The sequence below is a fragment of the Ensifer sp. Root127 genome (genome assembly GCF_001425225.1).
In the GTDB taxonomy this organism is placed as follows: Bacteria; Pseudomonadota; Alphaproteobacteria; order Rhizobiales; family Rhizobiaceae; genus Ensifer; species Ensifer canadensis.
On the sequence record NZ_LMDX01000008.1, the window covers coordinates 32,462 to 56,395 of the forward strand.

Sequence of the window (23,934 nt, forward strand, 5' to 3'; positions counted from 1 at the left end):
CGTTCGAGAGCGATAATTTATATTGCTAGACGCAGGTAAGTGATCACAGCGTCCGCTATCATTTTCTTATGCCGTTCGTACGTGGAAGTTTCCGAAAGATTGCGCTGGAAAATCGTACTGAAGGTATGGGCGTTGGAGACCCGGAAGAAGCAGAAGGCGCTGATCAGCAAATGCAGATCGATTGCGTCGATCTCACGCTGAAAACTTCCATCCGCTTTGCCGCGCTCCAGAATGTCCGTCAGCGTTCGAATGATCGAGACGTTGAGGTCGGCAATCTCGGTGGAGCGACGCATGTGCGCGGCCAGGAGAATGTTCTCGCCGCTCACCAGTCTGACGAAGTCCGGATGGTTTTCGTCGTAGTCGAAGGTGTTTGAGATCAGCGTCCGCAGCGCCGCGACTGGCTGCATTTCGGTAAGCTGGAGATCGGCCTCGCGTGAGCGGATCTTGCGGTAGGCCTTCTCAAGGACAGCGAGATAGAGGTCTTCCTTGCTGATGAAATAGTAGTAGATCATGCGCTTGGATGTGCGCGTTCGCTCCGCGATCGCGTCGACCCGGGCGCCTGCTAACCCATGAGCGGCGAATTCCTCCGTCGCGACGGCCAGAATGTTCTCTCGCGTTCTTTCGGGGTCATTTTTGCGCGATACCTGTTCTCGCTTTTCCAATCTCCCGTCTCCGTTGAAGCATTCAGTCAAACCGACCCGTGCGTAGCACGTGATCGATGCCGTGCTCCACGTGTTGGCGCAGCATAGACCTTGCGCCTTCCACGTCGCGGGCCATGGCAAGGTCGAAGAGTTTGCGATGATCGTCCGCAACCGGTTTCCCCCGGAAGCTGCGCGCAAGCAAGTGGTAGCGTAGAAATCGATCGAACGTCGTTGCCAGCGTTTCCATCAGCACCGTAGAGCCGCAAGCCGACGCGAGCGCCTGATGGAACTCCCAGTCGTAGCGCACCCAATCCGGCGTTCGGTCGACGTCGCCGGTTAGCAAACGCTGCTCCACCGCGGCAAGCTTGTGTCTGGCTGCCACAACGCGCGCTTCCCATTCAAGGTCACCCGCGGCGAGAGACAGAGCAAGAGCATGACTCTCGAGCAGAAGGCGCATGTCACCGAGATCCCGCAGCTCCTTCGCGGAAACCGGTGCGACATGGAAGCCGCGCTGCCCTTCGGCAATCACAAGGTTTTCGGTGGCAAGCCGCGATAAGGTTTCTCTGAGGGTGGAGATGCTTACTGAGTATCGATCACGTAGGTCGTCGAGTTTCAGCTTCTGACGCGGAGATAATGTGCCCGCGATGATATCGCTCCGGATTTGGCGAAACGCCATCTCGCTCGCAGTTTCCGATGGTATATTTTGGACGATCATGTTTCCTCCCTTGCTCGAATTATATCCTATGAAATGAAAAAGCTATGATAAAAATTATTTGACATGAGATATTGAACATCAGAAACTCCGGCTATAGCTGGCCGCTTGTCCGCGCCTTTTTTAACTAACTGGTCCGTGCATGAACAGGTGCTCTTCCGAGGAGGGAAGAGTGAAAGTGGGAAAGAGACCGGCCACTCGACGGTCGGCTAACGGGAGGAAAATCAATGGTTTTTGAAATCGACCGACGCCGCTTTCTTGGCGTTTCCGCGGCGGCGACCGCGGCTTTTGCTTTCCCAGCATTTGCACAGGACAAACCCGTGCTGAAGTTTTCGGCGGTGTTCTCCGAGCAGGACATCCGCGCCGAGATGATGAAATCCTTCAAGGATGCCATCAAGGACAGCTTCACGCTGGAGCCGTTTTATGGCGGAACGCTCTTCAAGCAGGGCACGGAACTGGTAGCTCTCCAGCGCGGCAACCTGCAGATGGGCAATATCGCCCCACAGGATATCTCAAACCAGATTCCCGAATGGTCGGTGCTGACCTCAGCCTATCTGTTCCGCGATGCCGCCCATCTCAAGGCGTTCTTCGACAGCGATACCGGCGCGGAATTCAAGAAAATGGCGGAAGATCAGCTCGGCGTGCATATTCTGGGTCCGACCTATTTCGGTGCACGTCAGGTGGGACTTAAACCGGAAAAGAAGATTGCAACACCTGCCGACATGGCCGGTATCAAGCTTCGGATGCCGGGTGGCGACGCCTGGCAGTTCCTGGGGGCTGCGCTCGGCGCAAATCCGACCCCTATGGCCTATGCCGAAGTCTATACCGGTCTGCAGACCGGCGCGATCGACGGACAGGACAATCCGCTTCCGAACGTCAAGAACATGAAGTTCTATGAAGTGATGTCGCAGATCGTGCTGACCTCGCATCTGATCGGTTACGATCTGCTGACTGTATCCAGCAAGGTGTGGGCCGACATGTCGCCGGAACAGCAGACAGCGTTCCAGGCGGCGGCGGATAGGGCGATGGCCTGGAGCCAGGAACAGCACCTGGCGCAGGAAAAGGCTCTGGTCGACGAGTTCAAGGCAGCCGGCCTCAAAATCTATGAACCGGACATTGCCGCATTCCGGAAGCATGCACAGGAGAAGTATCTCTCCTCTGATCTCGCAAAATCGTGGCCCGAAGGCATCCTCGAGAAGATAGCAGCCCTGTAGTCGTATCAGCGACAAGAAGATGTCGGCCGGGTTCGACCCGGCCGATTGGGTGAGGTGAGGAGGAATTTCGTGTCCGAGAGACTGCTTGCCTTTGGCCGGTGGCTGCGCCGGCGTGCTGAAAACATTCTGGCCCTCATGCTGTTGGGCATGTTCGTCGTGTTTCTGTTGCAGATCCTGTTCCGCTATGTCCTCAATCTCTCCATTGGCTGGACGCACGAAGTCAGCGTTGCTCTCTGGATCTGGATTGTGCTCTTCGGGTCCGCTTTCGTGATCGGCGAGAGTGAAGAGATCCGGTTCGATTTCTTCTGGGCCAGCGCGTCCGACCGTGCCCGCCGCATCATGACGCTGATTTTTGCCGTGGCTCTTGTCGTCGCCTTCGGCGTCTCGCTGCCGGCCGTCATAGACTACGTCATGTTCATGAAGGTCGAGAAGACAGCCTATCTCAAGATCCGCTTCGACTATCTCTACTCGATCTACGTCGTCTTTGCGGTAGCAATGATCGTGCGCTACATCTGGCTTGCATGGCAGGCAGCCTTCGGCAAGGCGCCGGACGCTTTCGATCCCACGAAAGCGAGCTCCGGCGTATGAATTTCACCAGTCCTTTTTCGCTTACCATTGTCCTCATCACGGCTCTTGCCTTTTTGGGCTTGCCGATAGGGCTGTCGATGATCGTTGGTTCGATCCTGTACCTGTTTCTTGTCGGAGCCGATATGGGAACGGTGGCCGAGCAATTTCTGAACGGCATGTATTCCAACTATATCATTCTTGCAGTGCCGCTGTTTGTGCTCGCTGCCGAATTCATGAACATCGGCTCGATGACGGAGCGGCTTCTCAACTTCTGTAATGTTCTCGTTGGTCGGTTCCGCGGCGGCCTTGCGCAGGTGAACGTGGTGCAGAGCATCGTATTTGCGGGCATGTCCGGCTCTGCGATCGCGGATGCGGCGGGCAGCGGGCGCATGATGCAAAACATGATGACCCGAGACGGGCGTTATACGCCAAGCTATGCCGCCGCGCTAACGGCGGTGACCTCCGTCATCGGCCCGATCATTCCTCCTTCCATTCCAATGGTAATCTACGCGCTCGTTTCGGACGCATCGATCGGCTATCTCTTTATCGGCGGCATGATCCCTGGACTGTTGATGGCACTTCTGCAGATGGTGCAGGTTGCAATCACCGCGCGGCGCAAGAACTTTCCGGTGGAGGACCCCGTACCGCTTCGCAAGATCCCGAAGATCACCTGGCAGGCGCTTCCGGCGCTCATGATGCCGGTTGTTCTGCTTGGCTGCATCTATTCCGGCATCACGACACCGACTGAGGCTGCAGCTCTTGCGGCGGCCTACGCGCTGGCCATTTCCGTCGTGATCTATCGCAGTATTTCCTTGGTGGCCTTCTACGACGCATTGAAGACCAGCTCCAAGACAACAGCATCGATCGGCATGCTGATCGCCGGCTCGCTGGTCTTCAACTACGTTGTCACGATCGAGAACATCCCGGAGACACTGCGTGTGCTTTTGACGGGTTGGGATCTGTCACCAATTGGCTTCCTGATCCTCGTCAACGTCCTTCTGCTCCTGCTAGGCTGCGTGCTGGAGGGGACAGCAATCCTGCTGATTATCGTTCCCGTATTCATCCCGACCGCGCAAGCGCTTGGTATAGATATGGTGCATTTCGGGGTCATGGTGGTCGTCAACATCATGTTGGGGCTGGTTACGCCACCCTACGGGCTGTTGCTTTTTATCATGACCAACATTTCCGGTGCGCCGGTGCGCGACATCATTCGCGACGCGTTGCCGTTTCTTGGCTGGATGGTGCTCTGCCTGGCGCTCATCACCTTCTTTCCCGACCTCGTACTCTGGTTGCCGCGCCTCACGGGCTACCAGGGGTAACCGGTGAAGCGATCATGACAGACCCCAAACCCCTCTTCATTCTCAACGGACCAAACCTCAACCGGCTTGGAAAACGCGAGCCTGAGATTTACGGCTACACGACAATCGGCGAAATCGAAACGTGGTGCAGGCAGGCGGCTGGAAAGCGGCCGGTGGAATTTCGCCAGACGAACAGCGAGGAACGGCTTATCGAATGGGTGCACGAAGCGATTGATGAGGATGCTGCAGGCATCATCATCAATCCAGCCGCGTTCACCTTCACGTCGCTTGCTTTGCTGGATGCGTTAAAGATGTTTCCCGGTCCGATAATCGAATTTCACATCAGCAATGTTCACCGGCGTGAACCGATCTATCACCGCTCCTACGTCTCGATGCGTGCTACTGCGGTAATGGCGGGTCTGGGCGCTACAGGCTATCCCACAGCGGTTCACGCCATTGAAGCGCTCATTGAGCAAAACAAGGTCTGATGGTGCTCGCAAGGTCTTGCGCGAGGCTGAAAAGGTCAGCCAGCAGAAGAAACACCGGTCATGGTGATGGTGCGGGCATCCCAAAGGGGAATAGGCGCATTGTTCACTGCCGTCTGCGGCCGGGAAATAGCCGATGGAAGGCTCGTGCCGATCCTCCCATCCTATGAATTCAGGCAAGTGGAAGTCCATGCCATCTATCCGCCGGGGCCGCGCTCGGCTGCCAAAACGAAAGCTTTTGTTACATTGCTTGGCGAGCAAGTAGGCGTGCTTTTTGGTCAGGACAAAGGGCTGGTGTCATCTTCCATCGAGCAGAACTGAGTTCCGCATCCATTCTAAAAAGGCGGACAGATTCCTTTCGTGTCATGACGCCTTCCTGACGAGTGGATGGGTGGATGGCAAGCAGCTCCTCGTGACAGCCAAACGCTGCCTATCCGGCGAGGAATAACGAGGACCCCTTGGCACGGACACGTCCAAATCGGCAGGGAACTGACCCCGTCTACGGCTTTCCTATATAAACCTTGTTGAATCCTACAATGGCCGAATCCCATGGATATGCCTTGACCAAAGACGAGATTCCGGCATTCATAGCCGAGCTGATGTCAATCGGGTGCGAGCCAGTCGCGCTGGCTAACTATGATGGTTGGTTAATCGGTGACGCCGATCTTCCTGAGTGCGAACAGGTCCAAAAGCCTTTGAAAGAGATTTGCGACCGCTACGGACCACGCGACCACCTTCATCACGAGATCGTAGCCTACCTACGCGATATTGGCCGCATTCCCGACTTCCAGAAACATTGAGCCGTCCGAAGGTGCGGTTGATCACGTGTTCCGCGATGGCCTCGGACTCCTCGCTATCACGCCGCATCCGCCTACTTCGGAAGGAAATCAAGGTCTACGGTGTTTTCACCGAGCGCGGTCGAGCTTGTCGGGTTTGACCATCTCGGGGATCTGATCCTCGTGCACCAACTTCCATTCCCGCCTGTAGCCGACGATGTCGCGCCAGATCGTTCGGCCGATCCGCTGACCGAGACCGGGGATCGTGTCGACGCTGATCGAAAGTGCCGTTTTCGCTTCCAGCGGAAGACGAGTTCGCTGGCGTAGGTATCAACGTGCTTGTCGCGGACACCATGGTATGTTCCGTAGCTTGATCGCTTGAAGTAGCGCAGCGGAAGCCTGTCCGGGCCCACCATCGCCCGGCGGATCTTGTGGAGCAGGAGCCAGGCGGTTTTGTAACTGCCAAGGCTTTGGCTTCGGCTAGAGCTGAACGGCGGACATTCCATTGGAATCGGTGGCAAGGAGGTCGGCGCCTAGAAACCAGATGCGCAGCGGCAGTTGCGTGCTGTGCATCACCGTGCCAGCAATGAGCGATGTCTGGTGGCGGCAGCCGGTGGTCGTCCGCGTCCCGCCATCATCGACAATAACACCCACTCGCCGGTATCATCCAACGATCATTGCCCGCAGCCGGGCCAATAAGCCATCCGGCCGGTCAACATATCTTACCCGGATGTACCGAGCGGTCTTTTCCGCGCTAACTGTCGTGCCGAAATGACAGTAGCAGACGATTTTGTGCAATTGACCGTCCGAGAGTTCGAAGAACCGTTTCGCTTCTCCGTAGGTGTCGTTTTCAAGCCCGGCGGCCCGAAGGACCGGATCGTTGAAGGCGACCGAGATCGCTGAGTTGTCACAGCGCAAGGCAGCGCGCACAGCACGCGGTTGAAATTCAGTTTCAAGTAGCGTCGAAAGGATCCGCTGCGGATCCGCTTCGAGGAGTTCCACCCAACGTTGAAGACGCTTATCGCGCGGCATGGCTCGATGGGGAAAGTCCTGGTCGATCCTGGCACAAACTTTGCAGTTGGTCGAATTCATGGTGCTTCATGTCGCCCTCCATTGAACGAGTGATGCTCAGCCCCATGACAGAAGTGTGAACCGTCCAAATGCCCAAGTCCAGTCACCCATGCGAGGTAAGAAGCGCCCGAGGGGTTCTGTCCGATATCGGACGCTTGGCGCTGATTTCCGACGTGACCGTGTTCCTTGAGCCGCTTCCCACACGAAAGTTGTCCCGGAACAAGGAGGAACGACGATGGTAAGCTCTGATCTGAGTCGGGCCATCTCCGCGTGGGGGGCGTCGGAACGCTTAAGTGACGGCGGCGCGTGCCAAACACGAGAGGCCCGATCGAGTTCGGCAGTTAGAGCCTGCTCGAAGATCTGCCTGACACCACTGTGGTCTCCTTCCCGACAAATGCAATCGATAACCGCGTGATTTGGCCACAGTGTCGCGCGCCGGGGCGGGACATAATCGTCGGCCGAGACTGCCTTTGCCCGGCTTGATAGGATCAAGCCGGGGCCGATATTCACGTAGAGCGTTCCCGGTTGAGTCAGAGCCGCGGAAGCGCTCTATCTCTTTTTTTACGCATGTCCTAACGGAAAACCGCTTCGCACTTTTACTGGAAATGCTTCAGGCCGCTTTTTCTGCGGTCTGATTCACGACCTTGGTGGCGATCGCGGTCAGAGCTATGTCTGTTGCCTGCTCTTCGTCGAGCGTCGTCTGGAGCAGCTTGGCGGCATCTTTCATGCCCAGTTCCAGGGCCCACGTCCGCAAGGTGCCATAGCGTGACATTTCGTAGTGTTCGACAGCCTGCGCAGCCGCGAGCAATCCGGCGTCGAGCGCGGGCGAGCCTTCATACTCGTCCATGATCGAGGCGCCTTCCTGGGTGATGCCCATGATCGCGTCACATGTCTTCTTTTCCGGCTTCTTGCCGATCATCTTGAAGACCTGGTCCAGTCGCTCGACATGAACCTTTGTCTCGCCGAGATGCTTGATAAATGCATCCTTGAGCTGCTTGCTCTTGGCGGCATCGCGCATCTTCGGCAGTGTGTCGACGATCTTGTTTTCGGCGAAATAGACGTCCTTCAATGTATCGTGAAAAAGCACGTCCAGCGTTTTGATTTCCTTGGCCATGATGGCTCCTGTGGTTAGAGGACTCTCTGTCATGCTCCAGGCGACGCGCCTGGTCGTGCTGGCTGCCCATGAGGGGCGGCCAGGTATTTGACGTCAGAGGGTTGGCGGACGTAGCTGTCGGATGGGGTGAGATGGCTAGCGAGCGACTCGATCGTGAGGATCGCCGGTTTTGGGTACTTGGCCGGAATCCCGACCCTCGCGCGTTCTTGCTGTTCGTATGTCAACGATAGAATGGTTCTTCGCTTTGGGCGGAGTACGTCGCGTCTCGTGCCATAGAGCACATTCCAAAAGGGACGCTTCATCCGTGTTGCCGAACCGGAATTCATCCAGGATGAACCTCGCCAGGCGATCGGCCTGTATGCCGCGCTCCAGGAGCCGTGTCTTCAAACAGGTCGCCTCAAAAACCCTGCGCACTGCTGAAAGATCGCGGGGGCTGAGATGGTGGCCTGTCAGGCTGGGCAGTGTGTGCATCGAATTCTCCCGTTTGGAACATAAGAAGGGCTGACGGCCGATCGGTAGCCGTTCAAGCCGGCGGTCAAGCAGGAGACTTCGCGGTGACGCTTGAGATAGCGCCGCCTTCGTCATCCCATCGATCAATCGCCTCGGCTTTCGTCTGCTGAGGCGTCTGATGTTCTCCGCTTGAAGCATCGCCACGTTCGACAAGGGCTGCGGTAAGCCTTTCGCGGCTATTGATACCGTTTTCGAGCGCCGTCATCAGGAAACGCGTGGCAGCAAGCCGTCCACTTGGATCTGCCTTGGCTGTCGTTCCGTAGAAACCCGCAGCGGTAAGCACCTCGACCAATAGGCTGAGGTCGTCGGCATCAAGATAGTGTTCTGGGTGGCTGGAAGACATGATGTCCTCCTTTGGTTGGGGCACAGGTACATGACGACCCGTTCGCGACAGCGCCCGCTTCAATCGCTGTCGACGAAGTATCCTGCGCGCAATATTGCACTGAGGCAACAGACTTCCGTCAAGCGCCAGACATAAGTGCATTACCGACTAATGTGCCTTGCTGCAACTTTCGTGCATCCATGGCATTTGCTAGATCGAGCCTGCGGGGGCCGGCTTTTGCAAAGATTTCGCGCGCGGCAAGCGGTGCCAAACGATAGGCCCGAATGAATTCTTCTAGATCGTAGACTGCATCCCAGCCGCGAAGCAGGGCCTCTCTTTCATACTTGAAATGCCTGGTCATCGAAACGCTCCCGGGTGTCGGATCTCGGCGCAAAAACGGCCATTTGCCAGGCGGCGGAGGAAGCGTCAGATGGGGTATGTGTACTGCTAAACGGCGTGGGGCGCACAAAGTTCCCAAATAGGGCGTCTGCACAAGATACGTTTCGGTAACCGCGGCACGCGTGCTAGAGAACCGGATTTCCGCATCGGTTCGAGCATGGCATGCCGCAGGTCTTCGTTAAGGCGACCAAACGAACTTCGCGGAGAATTGGCGGAGCCCTTCGAATGTGTTCACGAATAGAACGTCGAAGACCAGGCAGAAATCCGGGATCAGGACGCGCTTCTTCAGTTTATGCGTGACCACGGTGGCGCCGATCGAACGCGCCTTGGCGATCAGTAGTGAATCTGCGCTGTCGAGGAATTTCGCAACTGCCGGCTATAGTGGGCTGTTGCCATGTGCAGGACGATTTCGGCGAAATTGCCCTGCGTGTCGACGTCTCGACGCCAGGAACCACTCGGGCTCTGATCACGTTCGTGAGTAGCCGCGTAACATCAGCTTCGATCCTCATGCAGTCGCAATCCAGTTGGGTCACGTGGCGGGATTTCTGTCCTTCAACCGCATGCACCTGATCCCTCTGAGCAACCGCAAACAAAGCGGCGCCTCGCGTTCGAGGCTTAGTAAACTACACACTCGTTACAGTAATTTACGTTGCTCTGAGCCCGGAAGCGACGCAGCGTAAGTAGTGCATTGAGGAAATCTATTTCACAGATCCAACGCAATTTTACAGGTTCGGCCATGAGAGCAAAGACACGTACGACGAAACTCCTTTGCGCCGACATCGGCGGTCTGACAACTTCCCCAAAGGACAATATCATCAAGGCTTCCTTAGGATTACCGATGAGTCAGCTTGAGCCTACCAACTGGTCAAGGGAGGGCGCGCCGACAACTGGCAGCGCTCGCCACAACCCAAAGAACCTAGGGAGAGAACGACCAATGAAATTGATCGACAGCAGACTCAGCGGGCTGATGATGGCCCTTGCGGCATCGACTTTCCTCGCCTGCACGATTGGAGCAAGCGCCCAAACGGCAACCCCGCCTGCATCTATCCTGACGCCGGACAAGGTCGAGACTCGCATCGGCACACTCGACTTCAAGGACGGCATGCCGAGCAAGGAAACCATCGAAAAGATCTATGACAATCTGGACTTCACGCACGGGTTCGAGGCGTTCGTGAACACTTTCCAGGGTGTCAGCATAGCGGCGCTTCACAAAGGCTTTCAGAGCGTCGGGGTGAAAGACAATGAAGTCCTCATTTTCTCCGATCTGATGGATTCCAAGTCTCTATTCCTGACGGCTAACGCGGACACGATCTATTCCTTGGGAATGCTCGATCTCTCCAAGGGACCGATGGTGCTTGAGGTGGGACCCAAGATGTTGGGCGCTATCGACGACCAGTGGTTCCGCTGGGTTATTGATTTGGGCGCGCCCGGGGCTGATCGCGGTGAAGGCGGCAAGTATCTCATCCTGCCACCTGGCTACGAGGGTAACGTTCCCGAAGGGGGCTACTTTGTGGCCCGCGCCCGCACCAACTTCGTTATCTGGTTCGCTCGCGCGTTCATGGAGAACAACGATCCAAAGCCGGTGGTCGAACAGATCAAGAAAACACTTAAGGTCTATCCGTACCAAGCCGGCGGCTACGGCACGCCCGTTTCCGAATTCCTTGACGGTAAAACCAAACTCGGGCCGATCACCCCGCCGCCACCGACTGTTTTCCACGAAGGCAGTGGTGTGGTGATGAACACGATACCGCCCAACGACTACTCGTATTACGAGTGGCTCAACGAAATCGTGCAACAGGAGCCTGCAACGGCGCTCGACGCCGAGTTGATGGGCCCGATCGCAGCCATCGGCATCGTCAAAGGCAAACCCTTCGCGCCGGATGCGCGGATGAAGAAGATCCTCACCGAAGCCGTGGCGCTAGCCAACGCCACGTCGCGCACCTTGTTCATGGCTCCTCGCGCTGAGGACTGGTACTATTACCCCGGTTCGAGTTGGGTGAACCAGTTGTTTGTCAGCGGCTACGAGTTCGAAACGCCGATTCCAGAAATTACGCCAGAGGGCGCCAAGCCCTACCCGGCGACGGGATACCGCTTGCTGGACTCCAGAACGTCCTTCTTCTACGGCGTCACCGGCATTACGCCAGGGATGGCCATGCGCGTGCCGGGCATTGGTTCGCAGTACCTGTGGACGATCGTGGATGCAGACAAGCAGCCCTTCGACGGTGCCAAGACCTACAAGGTGACGCTGCCGAAGGACATTCCTTACGCCAATTTCTGGTCCTTTATTGCCTACGACAACCAGACGCGTTCGATGCTCGATACCCCCCAGCGCTACCCGCGCGCCGGCAGCCAGAGCTATCCTTCGCCCGCGGCCGAGGCAGCTGCCGACGGCACGACGACGGTCTGGTTCTCGCCGCAACAACCTGAAGGCGTCGCTCGAGGTAACTGGATCCAGACCGTGCCCAGTAAGGGGTTTATCCCGTGCCTGCGTCTCTACGGACCGCTCGAACCATTTTTCACGAAGGAATGGAGGCCAAGCGAGGTTGAACTGGTGACCAAGTGACGGGACGCAGATCTCCAGTAGAGAGCTGAAGGATACCAGCTCTGCAGCAGTGGTGAAGGAAGCTTGCTCTCATTTCTAAGGAGAATTTCAATATGAACATCAATCGCTTCGCAACCGTAGTAGCCTTTGCGGGAGGCCTTGCCATCGCGACGGGTGCGATCGCGCAAGACGTCGCCAAGAAACCACACGTCCCGCTGGAAAAAACCATCGGCCATGTCACGCCGACTGGTCCGGTCCCATCGCTGGCGGTGATCAATTCGGATGGCGCTACGCTTGACGGTAGCAAATTGGTGCTGACGGGTGTGTCGAAGAACTCGATCGTGTTCGCCGACCGGCCCGTTCGCGCTGCAGGTCATGTAACCACCCAGCAGTTCATCATGCAGTGGGATGAAGGCAAGGACAACTTCGCAATCGACCCGCCAAATGCGACGGTTTCAATTCTTGGCGGCGACGGCTCGGATGTGAACGACGCCGTGGTTACGCTCAAGTCGCCGAAGCTGGAAGGAAATACGCTCACGTTCGACGTTGCCGTCCTGGAAGGCAGCCTGAACAATGCGAGCGGTCCAGCAGCTCTTTTCATTGACGCCTTCGCGTTTCGCGGACCGGGCGGCGGTGGATTCGCCCATGTGGGTGGCTACGGTGGCGCGGTTTGGCACGGTGGTGGATACGGCTACCACGGTGGCGCTTACTGGCACGCCCCGGTCTATCACGGCGCGTGGTATGGCGCTGGCGCCGTCGCGGGGGCAGCTGTTGCCGGGGCTGCTGTTGGCGCAGCCGTAGGTGCTGCTGCTACGCCCTATTACCCACCCCCGGCGTGCGGCTACTATCCCTATCCGCCCTGCTACTGATGCAATTGGCCCATTCATGAAGCCCTGCGCCGCCGAACCGCCGACGGCACAGGGTCTCCCTCCAACGTCCGATCGCATACGCACACTTTCCGAGGCCGATTGGAAAAAACACATCGAGACCACAATCACATCAGGGAGCTGCCTCCGCCTCGGAGCAAGCCCAATTACCATGCCGCTGCATCGCAGCGCCTCTCGGTGCCGCGATCGTGCTTGGAAATCGCCGTCACACCAAAAGTCCTTGCCAAGCGAAAGCCATCCATAAATGCGCCCCAGAGGGCGGACGAGTGATGGGTCGGCGGTTCGAATCCTAATTAAGGCGTCAGTACTTCTTTTTGCGAACGATCTTGTTGCCGCGTGGTCCGCTGACGACAGGTGTTCTGTCACGGTTTTCAGAAACAAGACTTCGCCAGCGTTCAAGGCGGTCGGCGGCCAAAGTGCCGCTTTTGACAGCTGCCTGAACTGCGCAGCCCGGTTCATGCGCATGGGTACAATCGCGAAATCGGCAAGCCGGTGCCAGTTCCTTTATGTCGGAAAAAAGCGTGTCGATCCCGTCGGTGATATCGCTGACGTAAAGTGTTCTTATTCCGGGCGTGTCTATGACCCAGCCGCCGCCTGGAATAGGATGCAGCGAGCGCGCGGTCGTGGTGTGACGGCCTTGCGCGTCATGTTCGCGAATAGTCCCGGTTTTCTGCTTTGCGTCAGATGCAGGTCTGGTCAGCGTGTTTACCAACGTCGACTTTCCTACTCCGGACGATCCCACCAGGGCGATCGTTTGGCCAACGCCGCACCAGGAACTCAAAAAGAAGCTTGCATCGGCAGAGCGCCCATTCAGGGCGACCACAGGTAGGTCACGCTGTAAAGCCTCGGCTTTGGCCTGAAATATGCCAACGTCGTCCGCGGTGTCAGCCTTGGTCAACACAATGACCGGTTTGCTGCCCGCCTCGTTGGCCATGATTAGGTAACGTTCTAGCCGGTCAATATTGAAATCGGCGTTGCACGACGTCACGATCAACAGTGTGTCGATGTTGGCAGCAACAAGTTGTTGGCCACGTCCGACTTCCGGGCGTCGCTTAAACACGGTTTTCCGGTCAAGCCGGCGGACAAGCATGTGGGACCGGGGATCGGCAAGCACCCAGTCGCCCACCGCGAAGTCAGCCGTATTGGCGTGGGCTGGTAGCTCTAGCCTGTCTGACCCCGTGGCGCCCATCGCTTCGATGCGTGCCCGGTGCACCGACGCGACGCGCTTGGGTACGAGGTCAGCTTCAGTGGGCTTTACCTGATCCGCAAAAAAGTCAGACCAACCAAGCAATTCCAACGCTGAGCGGAGGCAGGAGTTCGTCAAATTTTGCTTCGCCTTTGATTATGCAAGCTTCTTGTGCTGATGATCTCGCTTTGGCAAAGAATTTGCGTAAGCAGCAGCCTCGCCCGAGTAGGGGAAATGGTCGCCTAACTGACGGTCACCGTCATAAACTTTGAAGGTTGGCCCATCGACTTCGACGATTTTATACCCATTCACGTATTCAAACTTTGGCGTTTTCCAACCCATAAATGCTCTCCAGTGTCGGTCCAGCGTTTCCAAACGCTGAAAATGATGTCCGGCTGTCATACTTCGCAATCTATTGCAATATCACATGCCTGCACAAAAGACGAACTAGCCAACGCTGGTTCGTATCCCATCCAGAGCGTGCCGCCATCACATATGTCGCGGTGCATTTCCCGAACGCCACCGACGTCACCCCCGCGCGAAGGACTGACTGTTTGTTGATAGCGGCGGTGCACCAAGGCGGCGCTATCCTTTACCGAAGGTTCAATGCGGGCGCGTACATATGCGTTTGCAGCCATTTTTGCCTCCTTTTCGAGTCGATATGTATGTAGCCCAACTGAGCGTGATGAGGCCGCGCGTGTGATCGGCAGGTCGAAACCGCTGTAAGCTGATATATAATTACATATAAGCTAGTTTCTTTGATACGGCTTTCTATATCGGCATTGCATCGTTCTGACCACTCTATATATATTATCCTGTATTATTTCCATCGTGCGATACAGGATAATGATATGGCATATAAGACGGAGCATATAACGCAGCAGCTGCGCGCTGCGCGCGAAGCGCAGAAAATGAGCCAGCGCGAGCTGAGCGCACGATCAGGCCTGACGCAAAGCCATATTTCTCAGATAGAACGGGGCACAATGGAGCCCGGACTTGGGAGCCTGGTGGATGTGGCGCGCGCGCTCGACCTCGAGATCGTCCTTACCCCGAAAAAGCTGATGCCGGCGGTACGCAATATCCTCGATAGGACATCGAGTGATCTCCTGACATCCGACCAGCGCAAACTGGTGGGGCGCCTTGAGCGGTGGTTTGCGCAGAACAGGGGCGGGTTCGGTAGTGCTTCCGAGGCAGATTCCTTCAAAGATAGCCTCGCGCTCTTACGGCATCTTCCACTGTCGGCCGAGGAGATGGACACATTCAAAGAGGCGACTGCACGCCTCGACCGGTGGCAGGCCGATCCACCGTCCCGTCAGGAACTGAGCAGGATCGCACATGCCGTAAGACACCTACGCAACGCCGCGGTGCACCGCGACCGTGACGACGCGGTCCCTCGCTCGGCCTATGCGCTGAATGAGGAAGACGATAATGCCTAAGGTCACGGTACTCGATGTCAGGCTATATGGGGAACCAGTTGCGACCCTGACAAATCTGCAGGACGGGCGCACCGTCTTCGCGTTCAACGATGCTTATATCGAGGACGAAAAGCGGCCGACGCTTAGCCTGTCCCAGAAAGACCCGTTCGGGGCGCTCATCACGAAGTTCAGGCCGTACAACATGGTGGTCCCGCCCTTCTTCTCGAACCTACTGCCGGAAGGACCGCTGCGCAAATACCTCGCTTATCGTGCGGGTGTGAAGCCGTCGCGGGAATTCTTCCTGCTCTGGATGCTCGGCCGCGACCTGCCTGGGGCTGTGACGGTGCATCCCTCCGAAGGGGATGACGCGCCTCCGGATGACGAACAGGCTATCGTCGAAGCGCGGCCGAACGCACTGCGCTTTTCGCTGGCGGGTGTGCAGCTGAAGTTCTCGGCCTTTCAGAACGACAAAAAGGGCGGCGGCTTGACCATTCCAGCCGAGGGCACGGGTGGCTCGTGGATCGTGAAGCTGCCGTCTCAGCAATATAGCGGCGTGTCCGAGAACGAGTTCGCGATGATGACCATCGCCCGCATGATAGGTATGAACGTGCCTGAGATCCAGCTGGTTGATCTCGACGCCGTGAGCGGCCTGCCGCAGGGGGTGGGTGAACTGCACGGGCAGGCGCTGGCGATCAAGCGTTTTGACCGCACGCCGGAAGGAGCGGTGCATATCGAGGATTTTGCGCAAGTCTTCGGCGTCTTTCCCGACCACAAATACGATAAGGGCAATTACCGGATGATCGGCCGCGTGCTGGGGATCGAAACCAGCACGGCCGACGTGGCGGAATTCATCCGGCGTCTAGTCTTCAGCACGCTAATCGGCAATGGCGACATGCACCTGAAGAACTGGTCGCTAATCTATCCTGATCGCCGCACCCCTGCGCTCTCGCCAGCGTATGACTTGTTGTCGACTATCCCTTACATCGAGGGGGAAGATACGGCGGCGCTCAATTTCTCCCGCACAAAAAAGATGGCGGCACTGTCAAAGGACGAGCTGGCGCATCTGGCTGCGAAAGCGGAGCTTTCCGAAAAGCTGGTGATCGACACGTCGCGCGAGACGGTTGAACGTTTTAGGGCGGTATGGAAGGCGGAAAAGAAGAACCTGCCGATGGCCGCCAAGGTCGCCGACGCAATCGATAGGCACGCTCCGACGGTCGAGCTGTATCGTGAGTTCGCGAAGTAGTGCCTTGCGGCTCGGCATTCAACTTGTCAAGCCTTGCTGTATATTCAAGGCTTTGTCACCCGTAGACCTCCAGATCCAGTGTTGATCGCACTTGCGCTACCGCCGTGCCATTCGGCCGCCCGGCGCGTGAGTGCGGCAGTTGAACTTTGAGAGAAGGGTGGAAAATGGCCTCCAATTCCGCCTCGATCAGCTTTCGTGGGCGACGACAAGCACGTCAGGGTCTTCTGGCGCTGCCTGCCGATGCATCGCCAGTTCCGGAACCGGTGATTTATTAGGGGCCGACAGGTGCCTTGGCCGCCAGCTCGGCGGCTTTGCTCATGTTGAGCGCTTGCTGCGCACCGGCGGCTTCATCGCTTCCCCCCGTAACATGGACGGTTGGAACCGCGATCTTGATGCCGTTCTCATCGAAAGCCTTCTTGATCATCATGAAAGCGCGTCGCTTTATGGTGAACTGCGCACCCGGTTTGGTCATCAGCTTCATTCTGAGCACGATCGCGAAGTCGCCGAAGCTGTCGACGCCCTGCATCTTCAAAGGCTGAAGCGTGTCGGCAGCGAACTCAGGATCCGCAGCCAGCTCCTGACCGACCTTCTTGATGAGCCTACGAGCGAGATCTACGTCGGAATCGTAGGTGACATTGAGAGTCATCTTGTCGATCACCCAGTCGCGGCTCATGTTCTGAACGGCTCCCAGCTCGCCGAACGGCACTGTGAAGATTGGGCCGCGGTGATGCCGCAGCCTGACCGACCGCAAGCTGAACGATTCGACGGTGCCCTTGTAGCTGCCGCTCTGGATGTATTCACCGACACGGAAGGCATCGTCGAGCATATAGAAAACGCCACTCAGGACGTCCTTAACCAGCGTCTGCGAACCGAAACCGATGGCGACGCCGAAAATGCCCGCGCCGGCGATCAACGGTGCGATCTGCACGCCCAGTCCGGACAGGATCGTCAGTACGGTGACGACGCCGATGAAGACAGCGAGCACGTTGCGGAATATTGGCAGCAGCGTGCGCAGCCGCGCGCCGCGGGCGAGTTCATCGGCATTGGAACCGTCCTTTGGCCCAAGCTCCATCCGATATGCGATCAACGCCTTTGACAGCTGCCAAAGCAGGTCGGCGACCAGGAGAATGATGATGCCGTTGGACAGTCCGGATATCACGATCGCGCCAGTTTCGCTGCCGGCGAGGGCCGCAGCTCTGATCCGCCAGACATAGGCGAGCCATGCGACCGCCGCGGCAATCACCACTGCCCTGGCGCCCCTGACGATGAGCACGTTCAGCATGACGCCGACGGCCCCGGTACGCGTGATCCTGTTTGCGAAGGCTTGCGCCACATCGCCCACACCGCGCACCAGGGCCGGCAAGAGCAGCGAATAGATGCCTAGCCACATTAGTCCCAGCAATCCCGCTACCCAAGCCGACCAAAGCACGACGAGGTAGAGGGTGAGCAGTGACTTGGCGACGAGTGAAGCCGGCTTGCCGGGTCGCCGCCAGACGACTTCGACTGCCGTCGCCAGAATGCCAAGCCCGATCAGAAAGGCGGCGAGCCGGGTCACCTCGATGGAGAAGCCCAGGTCGGGCATGAGGCTGACGAAGGTCCAGCCGAACAGCAGAAAGCCGGCAATGAGGCTGACCCGCCAAAGCCAGAAACGAGCAGCCGCATCGCTTTCAAAAGCTGCCGTCGGCTGATCGGCCTTGGCGCTGGCGCCGCCCAAGGTAAACAGCAACTTGGGGATTGCCCGAACGACCCGAAACACGATGAAGGCTAGAAGCAGTGTAAGGATGATCTTACGCAGCAAGGGCGGCCATTCGAACGCCAGGAACGAGCCGACGCTGGCCAGGGCAAACGTCAGCAACGCAGCGATCTCCTCCAGGATCTGCTGTCCGGCGTCCTCTCCTGCGCCGGGTTTGTGTGCCTGGGCAAAGGCCCTCCGTATCAGCCACTCGGCGCCGAAGCCAACGGCAATCAGCACGGCCAATATGCCGACCACCAGCCCGGGCCTGTCCGAGTTCACGTCGCGCGAGACAACAGCGGCCGCGCTTGCCAGTTCCTCCGGTATCCGGGGGACTGCCTCCAAAAGCCCACCGATGCGAGCGCGGACGGCGGCCTCCCAGCTCGAAATGCCCTCGACGAGCGACCTGGAAGGCGTCTCCGCGGCAGTCGCAGGGATCTTTCCCTCGAGCCATGTCTTCACCTGCGGATCAGAGAGCAGTTCGAGGAACTGTTGTGCCTTTTCGGGTGGCACGCCCACGGGAACCTGCTGTGCCCAGCAGGTTCCAAGCAGCATCCAAAAGAGGATCGGAGCGACGGCAAACAGCAGAAAACCGATTCGAGTGGGTAGTGCGGTAGTCATGGCGCGCTCCGGATTAATTCCTGGCGGACAGCGCGACCAGATTTACACGCCATCAAACCAACCGTTTAGGCTCGACCGCGCGGCGAACTCTGCGCTCTATCCGTCTACCTATTGGGACGGTATCATAAAGTTGGGGAAGGCCGGGCCGCACCCACTCCGGCCCTTCCTCGATCAGGGCCGCGTCATCCGTGATGGTTTCAGTCGCCATCACGGTCGTCATCGTGGGGGTCGTCGTCATCGTCGAACTTGTCATGAGAAGGATCGATGACGGGGACCAGGAAGACATGCCGACCCTCGTCATCCGACTCCTCACCTGACGGAATAGCTGCCGCTCGCCTTGTCTGCCAGATCTCTGTCTCCTCAGGGGTAGCCATCCGCACATGGATCTCCGAGACACCATCCCAGAGCGCACGACCCTTATTCTGCAGGACAATCAGGTCCCGCAGGAATCCCCGGTCTGCCAGCTGTGCTTTCGCTTCAATGTCGTTGGCGGCGTCAAAAGCGGCGATGCCGCGTCCTGAAATCTCGGCGACGTATACGGTCATTTCGGACCCCCCTTATTCTCACACCGGCATCCCGACGTTCTCCTGGATATCTTGAACTCATCCGTGTAGTGTGTTGACGGCACAAGCCAACTGAATAGCGTACACACGCGTTGTTCCGATTGTCAATCGGCCGCGATTGGGACCTGGATCGGCCTTCTCGCCGATAACCACATCTTCGATTTATATACCTCACAGATAGAAAATTGGGCGCCTCGTCCCTATTTCACTCCAGACCAAATCTTGCTGAGGTTCAGCTTGCGTTGAGAGGCCCGGACATGGGAGGCCGAAAGGGGAGACGAGTTGGTGGATGCAAGAAATCCGGAACCGTGGGGCACCTTGGTGATTGCGGATGGCGTATGCGGGCCTAGCTTCTTGACGGCGCTTTCATCCGATATGTGCCAGAACGCGATCTCGCTGCCCATATCCTTCTCAAGTCTCGATGATTGCGGCCTCCTGGTCCCTTGCAACCAACTGGCTGCGCGCTGAGCTCTAATGCCATCGGGTCGACGCCGGATTTGGAGCACCTAAAACCGCGCAGGTCGATGTGCGGGCATTCGGTGGTCTCGCTGGGCGACGATGGTGTCTTGAACGTTGCGTCTGACAAGGGCGTTGCCACATTTGCGGGCCCGCCGCATCCTGGTTTCTACCGGCGCGCGTGAGACGCCGCGCTCGGCGAGGCTAGTATCCGGCGATCGGCCAGTGGGTATCGTCACAACAGGCACCCTGCGGTCCTATGTCACCTTCTATGGCCTCATGCCGTTCAGTCGCCCATTGATCGTCGGCTCAGAATTGGTGTCGCTGTTTCCTGCGATGGAATCCTGTTTACCGGGCGCTTCACGCCGGAGGCCGCGCTTTTCCTGCAGTCTTCGATCGGAGTTGCTGCGGGTAGTGCCGGGCCGGCCGTTGACCAGGACGGTCGCACGGACAACCCCCTCTACTTCGCCAGCGGCAACGTATTGCGCGCCGTGGAGACTTGCAGTTGGGCTTTCCGCGAAGGGACAGTCGTGGGGGCGGCGATTGCGCTAGACCTGGACAGGGGAGGGGAGGCCGGACCACCGTTGCTCTCACCTTCGATCCGCCGGCGAAGCTGGTGGTGCCGCAGATCTCGCGACGCGTCGAGTTGAACGTGTCCGCCTTCCGTCAATTCAAGCTACGCTTCAATCGACGCTGTCGCGGTGTCCTGTCACTCGAACTCGATGGCCGCCAGGTGTCGCGAAAGGCCCAGCTTTGGATGCCGGAACGACGGGTCCCAGTACCTATTCCGGACGCTGCACGCCAAGCGCAGGCAGTCCATTTTCGCTTTCGGGAGGATTAGGGAATGTTGTAAAAATGCAGTTGGCGTGCTTCGCCGCCGTGCTGACCACAAGGCATCGGGTCGATGTCGTGCCCTGGTCTATGGCCGCAACGCGCATAAACATGCAAATTGAAGTCACCGCGCCACGTCTTACGAGAATCCCTGACCACTCAAGGCCTGAACTACCGGACCCCGTTTTGCTTGGTGCTGCTCTGCGACTTGCCCGCACCCGGGCCGCCTTTCGACACACCGCCCCCGTGGCTGCTTCCTGGATTTGTCGGATCCGGTCCATTGCCCCAACCATTGTTGCCCTTAGTACTGCCACCTCCGCCGGATGCCGCAATCGCCTTCGACGTCAGGCTGGTGGACAGAAGCATCGTCACGACAGGCGGGGTTACGACTGCAAAGCGGCCGCAGTCCTTCAGGAATTCGCGCCGGTCTTCGTTGCTTCGAGACTGCGAGCCGTCAACTTTTTCGGACATACGTGTTCCCCCCGCGCCTAATGTGATCAATAGTACATTAGTAAATTGAGTTATTCCAGCAAAGTCTTTGGCCTAGATCTGGGCCTTTAAGCTGGTCGGATGTGACTTTCATCCAAAATGTGCACTCCGGCTTGTCACTTCGCCTACCTCAACCAAAGCGCGCTCTAACAGTTTCGAAACAGCCCTACAGTTTACCAAGCGGCTTCGGGCGAAAAATGCGTCGCAACTCGCGAACCTTTCGCTCAATTTCCTGGCGCCAGGAAGGATAGGGCTCGCCACCGAAGCGATCCCAGGAACGGTAGTGGGCAAGTTCCGAGATAAGTGTCAGGAGCGTGAGCGGGCCCGCAAGATACTCGCGGCCGAGCTGAAAATGCCGCCGGGCAAACTGGATCCTGGCCATCCATCCCACCCCGCTAGTAGCCGGCCGGTCTAGCCCGAGCAGCGCGTCGGCCGTCACGATTTGCGTATCCACAGCGTTTCTCTCATAACCGCTCGCGAAGAGCCCTCTCAACTCATTCCAGTCGATCGGTGATGTGCGGGAGAGCTTCGCGATGTCCAGAAGGTGGCGCAGGTCCATCAGCCCACGCCAGTAATCCCCGTCCTGAAACTGATCGTGCAGAAGCAAGAGGACGATCTGCGCAAGGGGCGTGGGTAGGCGCACGCGACTACCGGCAATATCTAGCGCGCGGCTGTGACGGTGGAGCCATTCTGCGTTACCGAAGGAGGACGGCCCCCTCGGTCGGCACTGAAGGTCAATGCTCCCGACATACGTTGGACGGACCAGAACGACCGGGAGATGATATTTTGTGTTTCCTGGCCAGGAACCTTCGCCGGCTGAAAGCTCGATCTCGTATCCGACATGGCGCAATGTTTCTATTGCGGCGGCCATGTTCTCCGGACGGACAAGAATATCCAAATCGGTCAGAATGCGGGCGCCGAACTCTTCAGGGTCTGCACTCACGAGAACCGCTGTTCCCTTCATAACGACCGGTTCTATGCCAATGTCGTTGAGACGGGCGCTCGCCTCGATCAGTTGCGCCTTCAGTCTGCAATTCCGCTCCGCGTTGCGCGCGTAGATCATTGCCAGGTAATTGCTCACGTCTTCAGGCAAGTCCTGCGTTTCGGACTTCTTAGCCGCCGCTGCGAGAGAGGTGATCGTCAGGCTCCTGTTCGCAAGAGCTATGATCGCGTCCCAGTTCGCGTCTTTTGGTATCTGCCCATTGAGGCAGCAGGCAAGCGTAAGGAGGTCGCGTCTGCTATTGCCTGTCATGAAGGCGGCTCAAGGTTTCTACGGCCTCGTCGAGGGCAGAGTACGTAAGTTCGACGGCGCGCGCCCCTGAAACCATCTGCAGGAGTCGCTGAAACTGCGGCAAAGCGAGGCGGCGCCCAGGCGTGAAAGCACCGGCCACCAGTTCAGAAAGCACTTTTAGGGCCTCAACGTCTGTAACCACGACCGGTCCGTTTCGCCGACGGCGGAGCAGTACGATGGCTTCAAGCGGAACCCGTTCCTGTGTGGCATAGCAAAGCCCTTTCGGATAGCGGACGCGTTTATTGTCAAGCCGCCGGTGGATAGGTGCCGCCAGAATGGCATCCGTCATTTGGTCGAGCAGACCCCAAGAACCCTGCTTGAGTGCCGGCGAGAAGGGCACGCCCACAAGTAGGCCATCTTCGTCCAAAAGTGCGATGTCATCCCCGCCGCAGGCGAAACCTGCTGCAAGCAGCGCCATGGCGAGCGTGGTCTTGCCAGCCCCCGGCGCGCCACAGATTAACAGGCCTCTGGCGTTCCTGACGAGCAATGCTGCGTGTAGGGCGATGTTCGCTCCAAGATTCGCAAGAACGTCGTCTGTTATTAGCGCCTTAAGCGCGGGGGCAGCTTCCGAGCCGGCGACGATCATTCCTGAGGTACGATTTCGGCTGATGCATACGCGATCGCCAAGCCGCGCCACGTCGTAGACAGCCGTGTGTAACGTATCGGCGTTCGTCCTGTTGTGGGCGAAAACGGGTAGAATGAGATCGCGAAGATCTTGATCGTAAAAGGCTATCGAAACGGTGGTACCGGCGAAAACGAACTTTCGGGTATCTAGTAACTGGCCCTCCTCCTCATCGAAAATGATCTCCAGTAGATTGCGTCGTGACCAATAGGCCAGGTAATTTTGCACCGACGCATGAGCCCGGGCCCGGCTGGCGCCACGCGCCATGACCGCGGTTTCCAATTCATGAGGCGACGTGGGGTCGGTGAGAAGGCAGGTAAGATAAGCGCTCAGCTCATCGAGCTGAAGAATCTGCTGCGACGCCTCGTCAAATATTGTCTTTCGCTCGCCCAGCAGGAAAAAACTTGCACCGGCGGAGAGGCGGAACTTCATTCCTATCCCATTTGTGTTCGCCACGGACAGTCCATCCACATTAACGATCGAAAGAACGGTTGCAAGGGTGTCCGGTTCTCGGGAGTCGGTCGGGAGCTGACGCGGGCTCGGGCGACCGGGCCAGCCGGAGCCCCTCCCTGATCAGCGCCGCCCGCACCATACGGAATGTCGCGACAGCGGAAGGCAAGAAGGTGCGAGCCTCAGAGCGTGGCCAAAGCAGGGTAAAGAAGAGATCGACGGCATCGCTGTCGGGACTGTTGAAATCTATCGGATGCGCTAGTCGCGTACGATGCTACAGGCGACGAGCTCGATCGCAGCAACGCGTGCGGAACGGCGATGCCACGACCGATGGCAGTCGAGCGGAGACTTTCGCGCCCGCCAAACGCCCCGGAGAACCACCCGATCATCAAGCCCGGTTCTCCGCGCAATTTTTACGGCGATTTTGGAGGGCGCCGAGTGCTTTCCCATTGTCGCAAGGTACGCGACAGTTCGTACGAACAGCTATTGGCCGCTGG

General features: G+C 57.9%; 24 protein-coding genes and 3 pseudogenes. 11 read left to right on the forward strand and 16 right to left on the reverse strand.

What is annotated here, in order from left to right:
- Positions 1-17 precede the first annotated feature (17 nt).
- Complete coding sequence (locus tag ASD03_RS10890; protein ID WP_057213419.1) at positions 18-662, reverse strand: TetR family transcriptional regulator; 645 nt, start codon at positions 660-662, stop codon at positions 18-20.
- Between the two features lie 22 nt (positions 663-684).
- A complete protein-coding gene (locus ASD03_RS10895) occupies positions 685-1,356 on the reverse strand; it encodes a GntR family transcriptional regulator (protein ID WP_057210161.1) in 672 nt (223 codons plus the stop codon).
- Positions 1,357-1,580: 224 nt separating this feature from the next.
- Here ASD03_RS10895 and dctP point away from each other — a divergent pair, with 224 nt between their 5' ends.
- The 6 genes from dctP (at position 1,581) to ASD03_RS10925 (ending at position 5,717) form a co-directional block, all read left to right on the forward strand.
- On the forward strand, positions 1,581-2,567 hold the full coding sequence (gene dctP / locus ASD03_RS10900; RefSeq protein WP_057210162.1) for a TRAP transporter substrate-binding protein DctP: 987 nt from the start codon (positions 1,581-1,583) through the stop codon (positions 2,565-2,567).
- Positions 2,568-2,636: 69 nt separating this feature from the next.
- Complete coding sequence (locus ASD03_RS10905; protein WP_057213422.1) at positions 2,637-3,155, forward strand: TRAP transporter small permease subunit; 519 nt, start codon at positions 2,637-2,639, stop codon at positions 3,153-3,155.
- Positions 3,152-4,453, forward strand: coding sequence for a TRAP transporter large permease (locus ASD03_RS10910; RefSeq protein ID WP_057213425.1), 1,302 nt, complete (start codon positions 3,152-3,154; stop codon positions 4,451-4,453). Before ASD03_RS10905 ends, ASD03_RS10910 begins: the two co-directional genes overlap by 4 nt.
- Before the next feature lie 14 nt (positions 4,454-4,467).
- Positions 4,468-4,920, forward strand: a complete 453-nt coding sequence (locus tag ASD03_RS10915) for a type II 3-dehydroquinate dehydratase (RefSeq protein WP_057213428.1) — start codon at positions 4,468-4,470, stop codon at positions 4,918-4,920.
- Positions 4,921-5,019: 99 nt separating this feature from the next.
- A complete protein-coding gene (locus tag ASD03_RS10920; RefSeq protein ID WP_199197059.1) occupies positions 5,020-5,238 on the forward strand; it encodes a hypothetical protein in 219 nt (72 codons plus the stop codon).
- Between the two features lie 239 nt (positions 5,239-5,477).
- The gene (locus ASD03_RS10925) at positions 5,478-5,717 is read left to right on the forward strand and encodes a hypothetical protein (protein WP_082557299.1); all 240 of its coding nucleotides are present in this window, start codon (positions 5,478-5,480) and stop codon (positions 5,715-5,717) included.
- A gap of 365 nt (positions 5,718-6,082) precedes the next feature.
- On the opposite strand, the pseudogene ASD03_RS40380 reads toward ASD03_RS10925, so the two are convergent.
- The 6 genes and pseudogenes from ASD03_RS40380 to ASD03_RS40385 all read right to left on the reverse strand — a co-directional run.
- Positions 6,083-6,293 (reverse strand): annotated as a pseudogene (locus ASD03_RS40380) (IS1595 family transposase); the annotation flags it as partial.
- Positions 6,294-6,356: 63 nt separating this feature from the next.
- Positions 6,357-6,795 (reverse strand): annotated as a pseudogene (locus ASD03_RS10935) (hypothetical protein).
- Positions 6,796-7,374: 579 nt separating this feature from the next.
- A complete protein-coding gene (locus tag ASD03_RS10940) occupies positions 7,375-7,878 on the reverse strand; it encodes a DUF892 family protein (protein WP_057213440.1) in 504 nt (167 codons plus the stop codon).
- 535 nt (positions 7,879-8,413) lie between these two features.
- The gene (locus ASD03_RS10950; RefSeq protein ID WP_057213445.1) at positions 8,414-8,731 is read right to left on the reverse strand and encodes a hypothetical protein; all 318 of its coding nucleotides are present in this window, start codon (positions 8,729-8,731) and stop codon (positions 8,414-8,416) included.
- Positions 8,732-8,849: 118 nt separating this feature from the next.
- Complete coding sequence (locus ASD03_RS10955) at positions 8,850-9,071, reverse strand: hypothetical protein (protein WP_057213447.1); 222 nt, start codon at positions 9,069-9,071, stop codon at positions 8,850-8,852.
- A 216-nt stretch (positions 9,072-9,287) separates the two neighbouring features.
- On the reverse strand, positions 9,288-9,446 hold the full coding sequence (locus ASD03_RS40385) for a DUF4411 family protein (protein ID WP_347376841.1): 159 nt from the start codon (positions 9,444-9,446) through the stop codon (positions 9,288-9,290).
- A 597-nt stretch (positions 9,447-10,043) separates the two neighbouring features.
- Between ASD03_RS40385 and ASD03_RS10965 the strand changes: the two genes are divergently transcribed.
- Together ASD03_RS10965 and ASD03_RS10970 are read left to right on the forward strand one after the other, a co-directional pair.
- Positions 10,044-11,672, forward strand: coding sequence for a DUF1254 domain-containing protein (locus tag ASD03_RS10965; protein ID WP_057213450.1), 1,629 nt, complete (start codon positions 10,044-10,046; stop codon positions 11,670-11,672).
- A gap of 92 nt (positions 11,673-11,764) precedes the next feature.
- Positions 11,765-12,520, forward strand: coding sequence for a hypothetical protein (locus ASD03_RS10970; RefSeq protein WP_057213453.1), 756 nt, complete (start codon positions 11,765-11,767; stop codon positions 12,518-12,520).
- A gap of 319 nt (positions 12,521-12,839) precedes the next feature.
- Here the strand turns inward: ASD03_RS10970 and rsgA are convergent, their stop codons facing one another.
- From rsgA to ASD03_RS40390, 3 genes are read right to left on the reverse strand one after another with little or no spacing between them, the layout of a single operon-like run.
- A complete protein-coding gene (gene rsgA / locus ASD03_RS10975; RefSeq protein WP_057213456.1) occupies positions 12,840-13,862 on the reverse strand; it encodes a ribosome small subunit-dependent GTPase A in 1,023 nt (340 codons plus the stop codon).
- 18 nt (positions 13,863-13,880) lie between these two features.
- Positions 13,881-14,066, reverse strand: coding sequence for a hypothetical protein (locus ASD03_RS10980; RefSeq protein WP_057210199.1), 186 nt, complete (start codon positions 14,064-14,066; stop codon positions 13,881-13,883).
- A gap of 56 nt (positions 14,067-14,122) precedes the next feature.
- The gene (locus ASD03_RS40390) at positions 14,123-14,362 is read right to left on the reverse strand and encodes a hypothetical protein (RefSeq protein ID WP_244494624.1); all 240 of its coding nucleotides are present in this window, start codon (positions 14,360-14,362) and stop codon (positions 14,123-14,125) included.
- A 213-nt stretch (positions 14,363-14,575) separates the two neighbouring features.
- Between ASD03_RS40390 and ASD03_RS10985 the strand changes: the two genes are divergently transcribed.
- Positions 14,576-15,160 carry a helix-turn-helix transcriptional regulator gene (locus ASD03_RS10985; protein WP_057213459.1) on the forward strand — a complete coding sequence of 195 codons (585 nt, stop codon included), beginning with the start codon at positions 14,576-14,578 and terminating at the stop codon, positions 15,158-15,160.
- Positions 15,153-16,382 carry a HipA domain-containing protein gene (locus tag ASD03_RS10990; RefSeq protein WP_057213462.1) on the forward strand — a complete coding sequence of 410 codons (1,230 nt, stop codon included), beginning with the start codon at positions 15,153-15,155 and terminating at the stop codon, positions 16,380-16,382. Before ASD03_RS10985 ends, ASD03_RS10990 begins: the two co-directional genes overlap by 8 nt.
- Positions 16,383-16,653: 271 nt before the next feature.
- Here ASD03_RS10990 and ASD03_RS10995 read toward each other — a convergent pair whose 3' ends face one another.
- Positions 16,654-18,735, reverse strand: a complete 2,082-nt coding sequence (locus ASD03_RS10995; RefSeq protein WP_057213465.1) for a mechanosensitive ion channel family protein — start codon at positions 18,733-18,735, stop codon at positions 16,654-16,656.
- 197 nt (positions 18,736-18,932) lie between these two features.
- Positions 18,933-19,280: a hypothetical protein gene (locus ASD03_RS11000; RefSeq protein WP_057213468.1), complete on the reverse strand. Its 348-nt coding sequence runs from the start codon at positions 19,278-19,280 to the stop codon at positions 18,933-18,935.
- A 548-nt stretch (positions 19,281-19,828) separates the two neighbouring features.
- Between ASD03_RS11000 and ASD03_RS40395 the strand changes: the two are divergent.
- Positions 19,829-20,595, forward strand: a pseudogene (locus ASD03_RS40395) (pyridine nucleotide-disulfide oxidoreductase); the annotation flags it as partial.
- A 161-nt stretch (positions 20,596-20,756) separates the two neighbouring features.
- Here ASD03_RS40395 and ASD03_RS11010 read toward each other — a convergent pair.
- The 3 genes from ASD03_RS11010 to ASD03_RS11020 form a co-directional block, all read right to left on the reverse strand.
- Positions 20,757-21,056, reverse strand: a complete 300-nt coding sequence (locus ASD03_RS11010; RefSeq protein WP_057210204.1) for a hypothetical protein — start codon at positions 21,054-21,056, stop codon at positions 20,757-20,759.
- 184 nt (positions 21,057-21,240) lie between these two features.
- Positions 21,241-22,326, reverse strand: a complete 1,086-nt coding sequence (locus ASD03_RS11015; RefSeq protein WP_057213474.1) for a nucleotidyltransferase family protein — start codon at positions 22,324-22,326, stop codon at positions 21,241-21,243.
- Entirely contained in the window at positions 22,313-23,419 is a 1,107-nt protein-coding gene (locus ASD03_RS11020) for a hypothetical protein (protein ID WP_057213477.1), read from the reverse strand. The genes ASD03_RS11015 and ASD03_RS11020 overlap by 14 nt, the downstream gene beginning before the upstream one ends.
- Between the last annotated feature and the right edge of the window lie 515 nt (positions 23,420-23,934).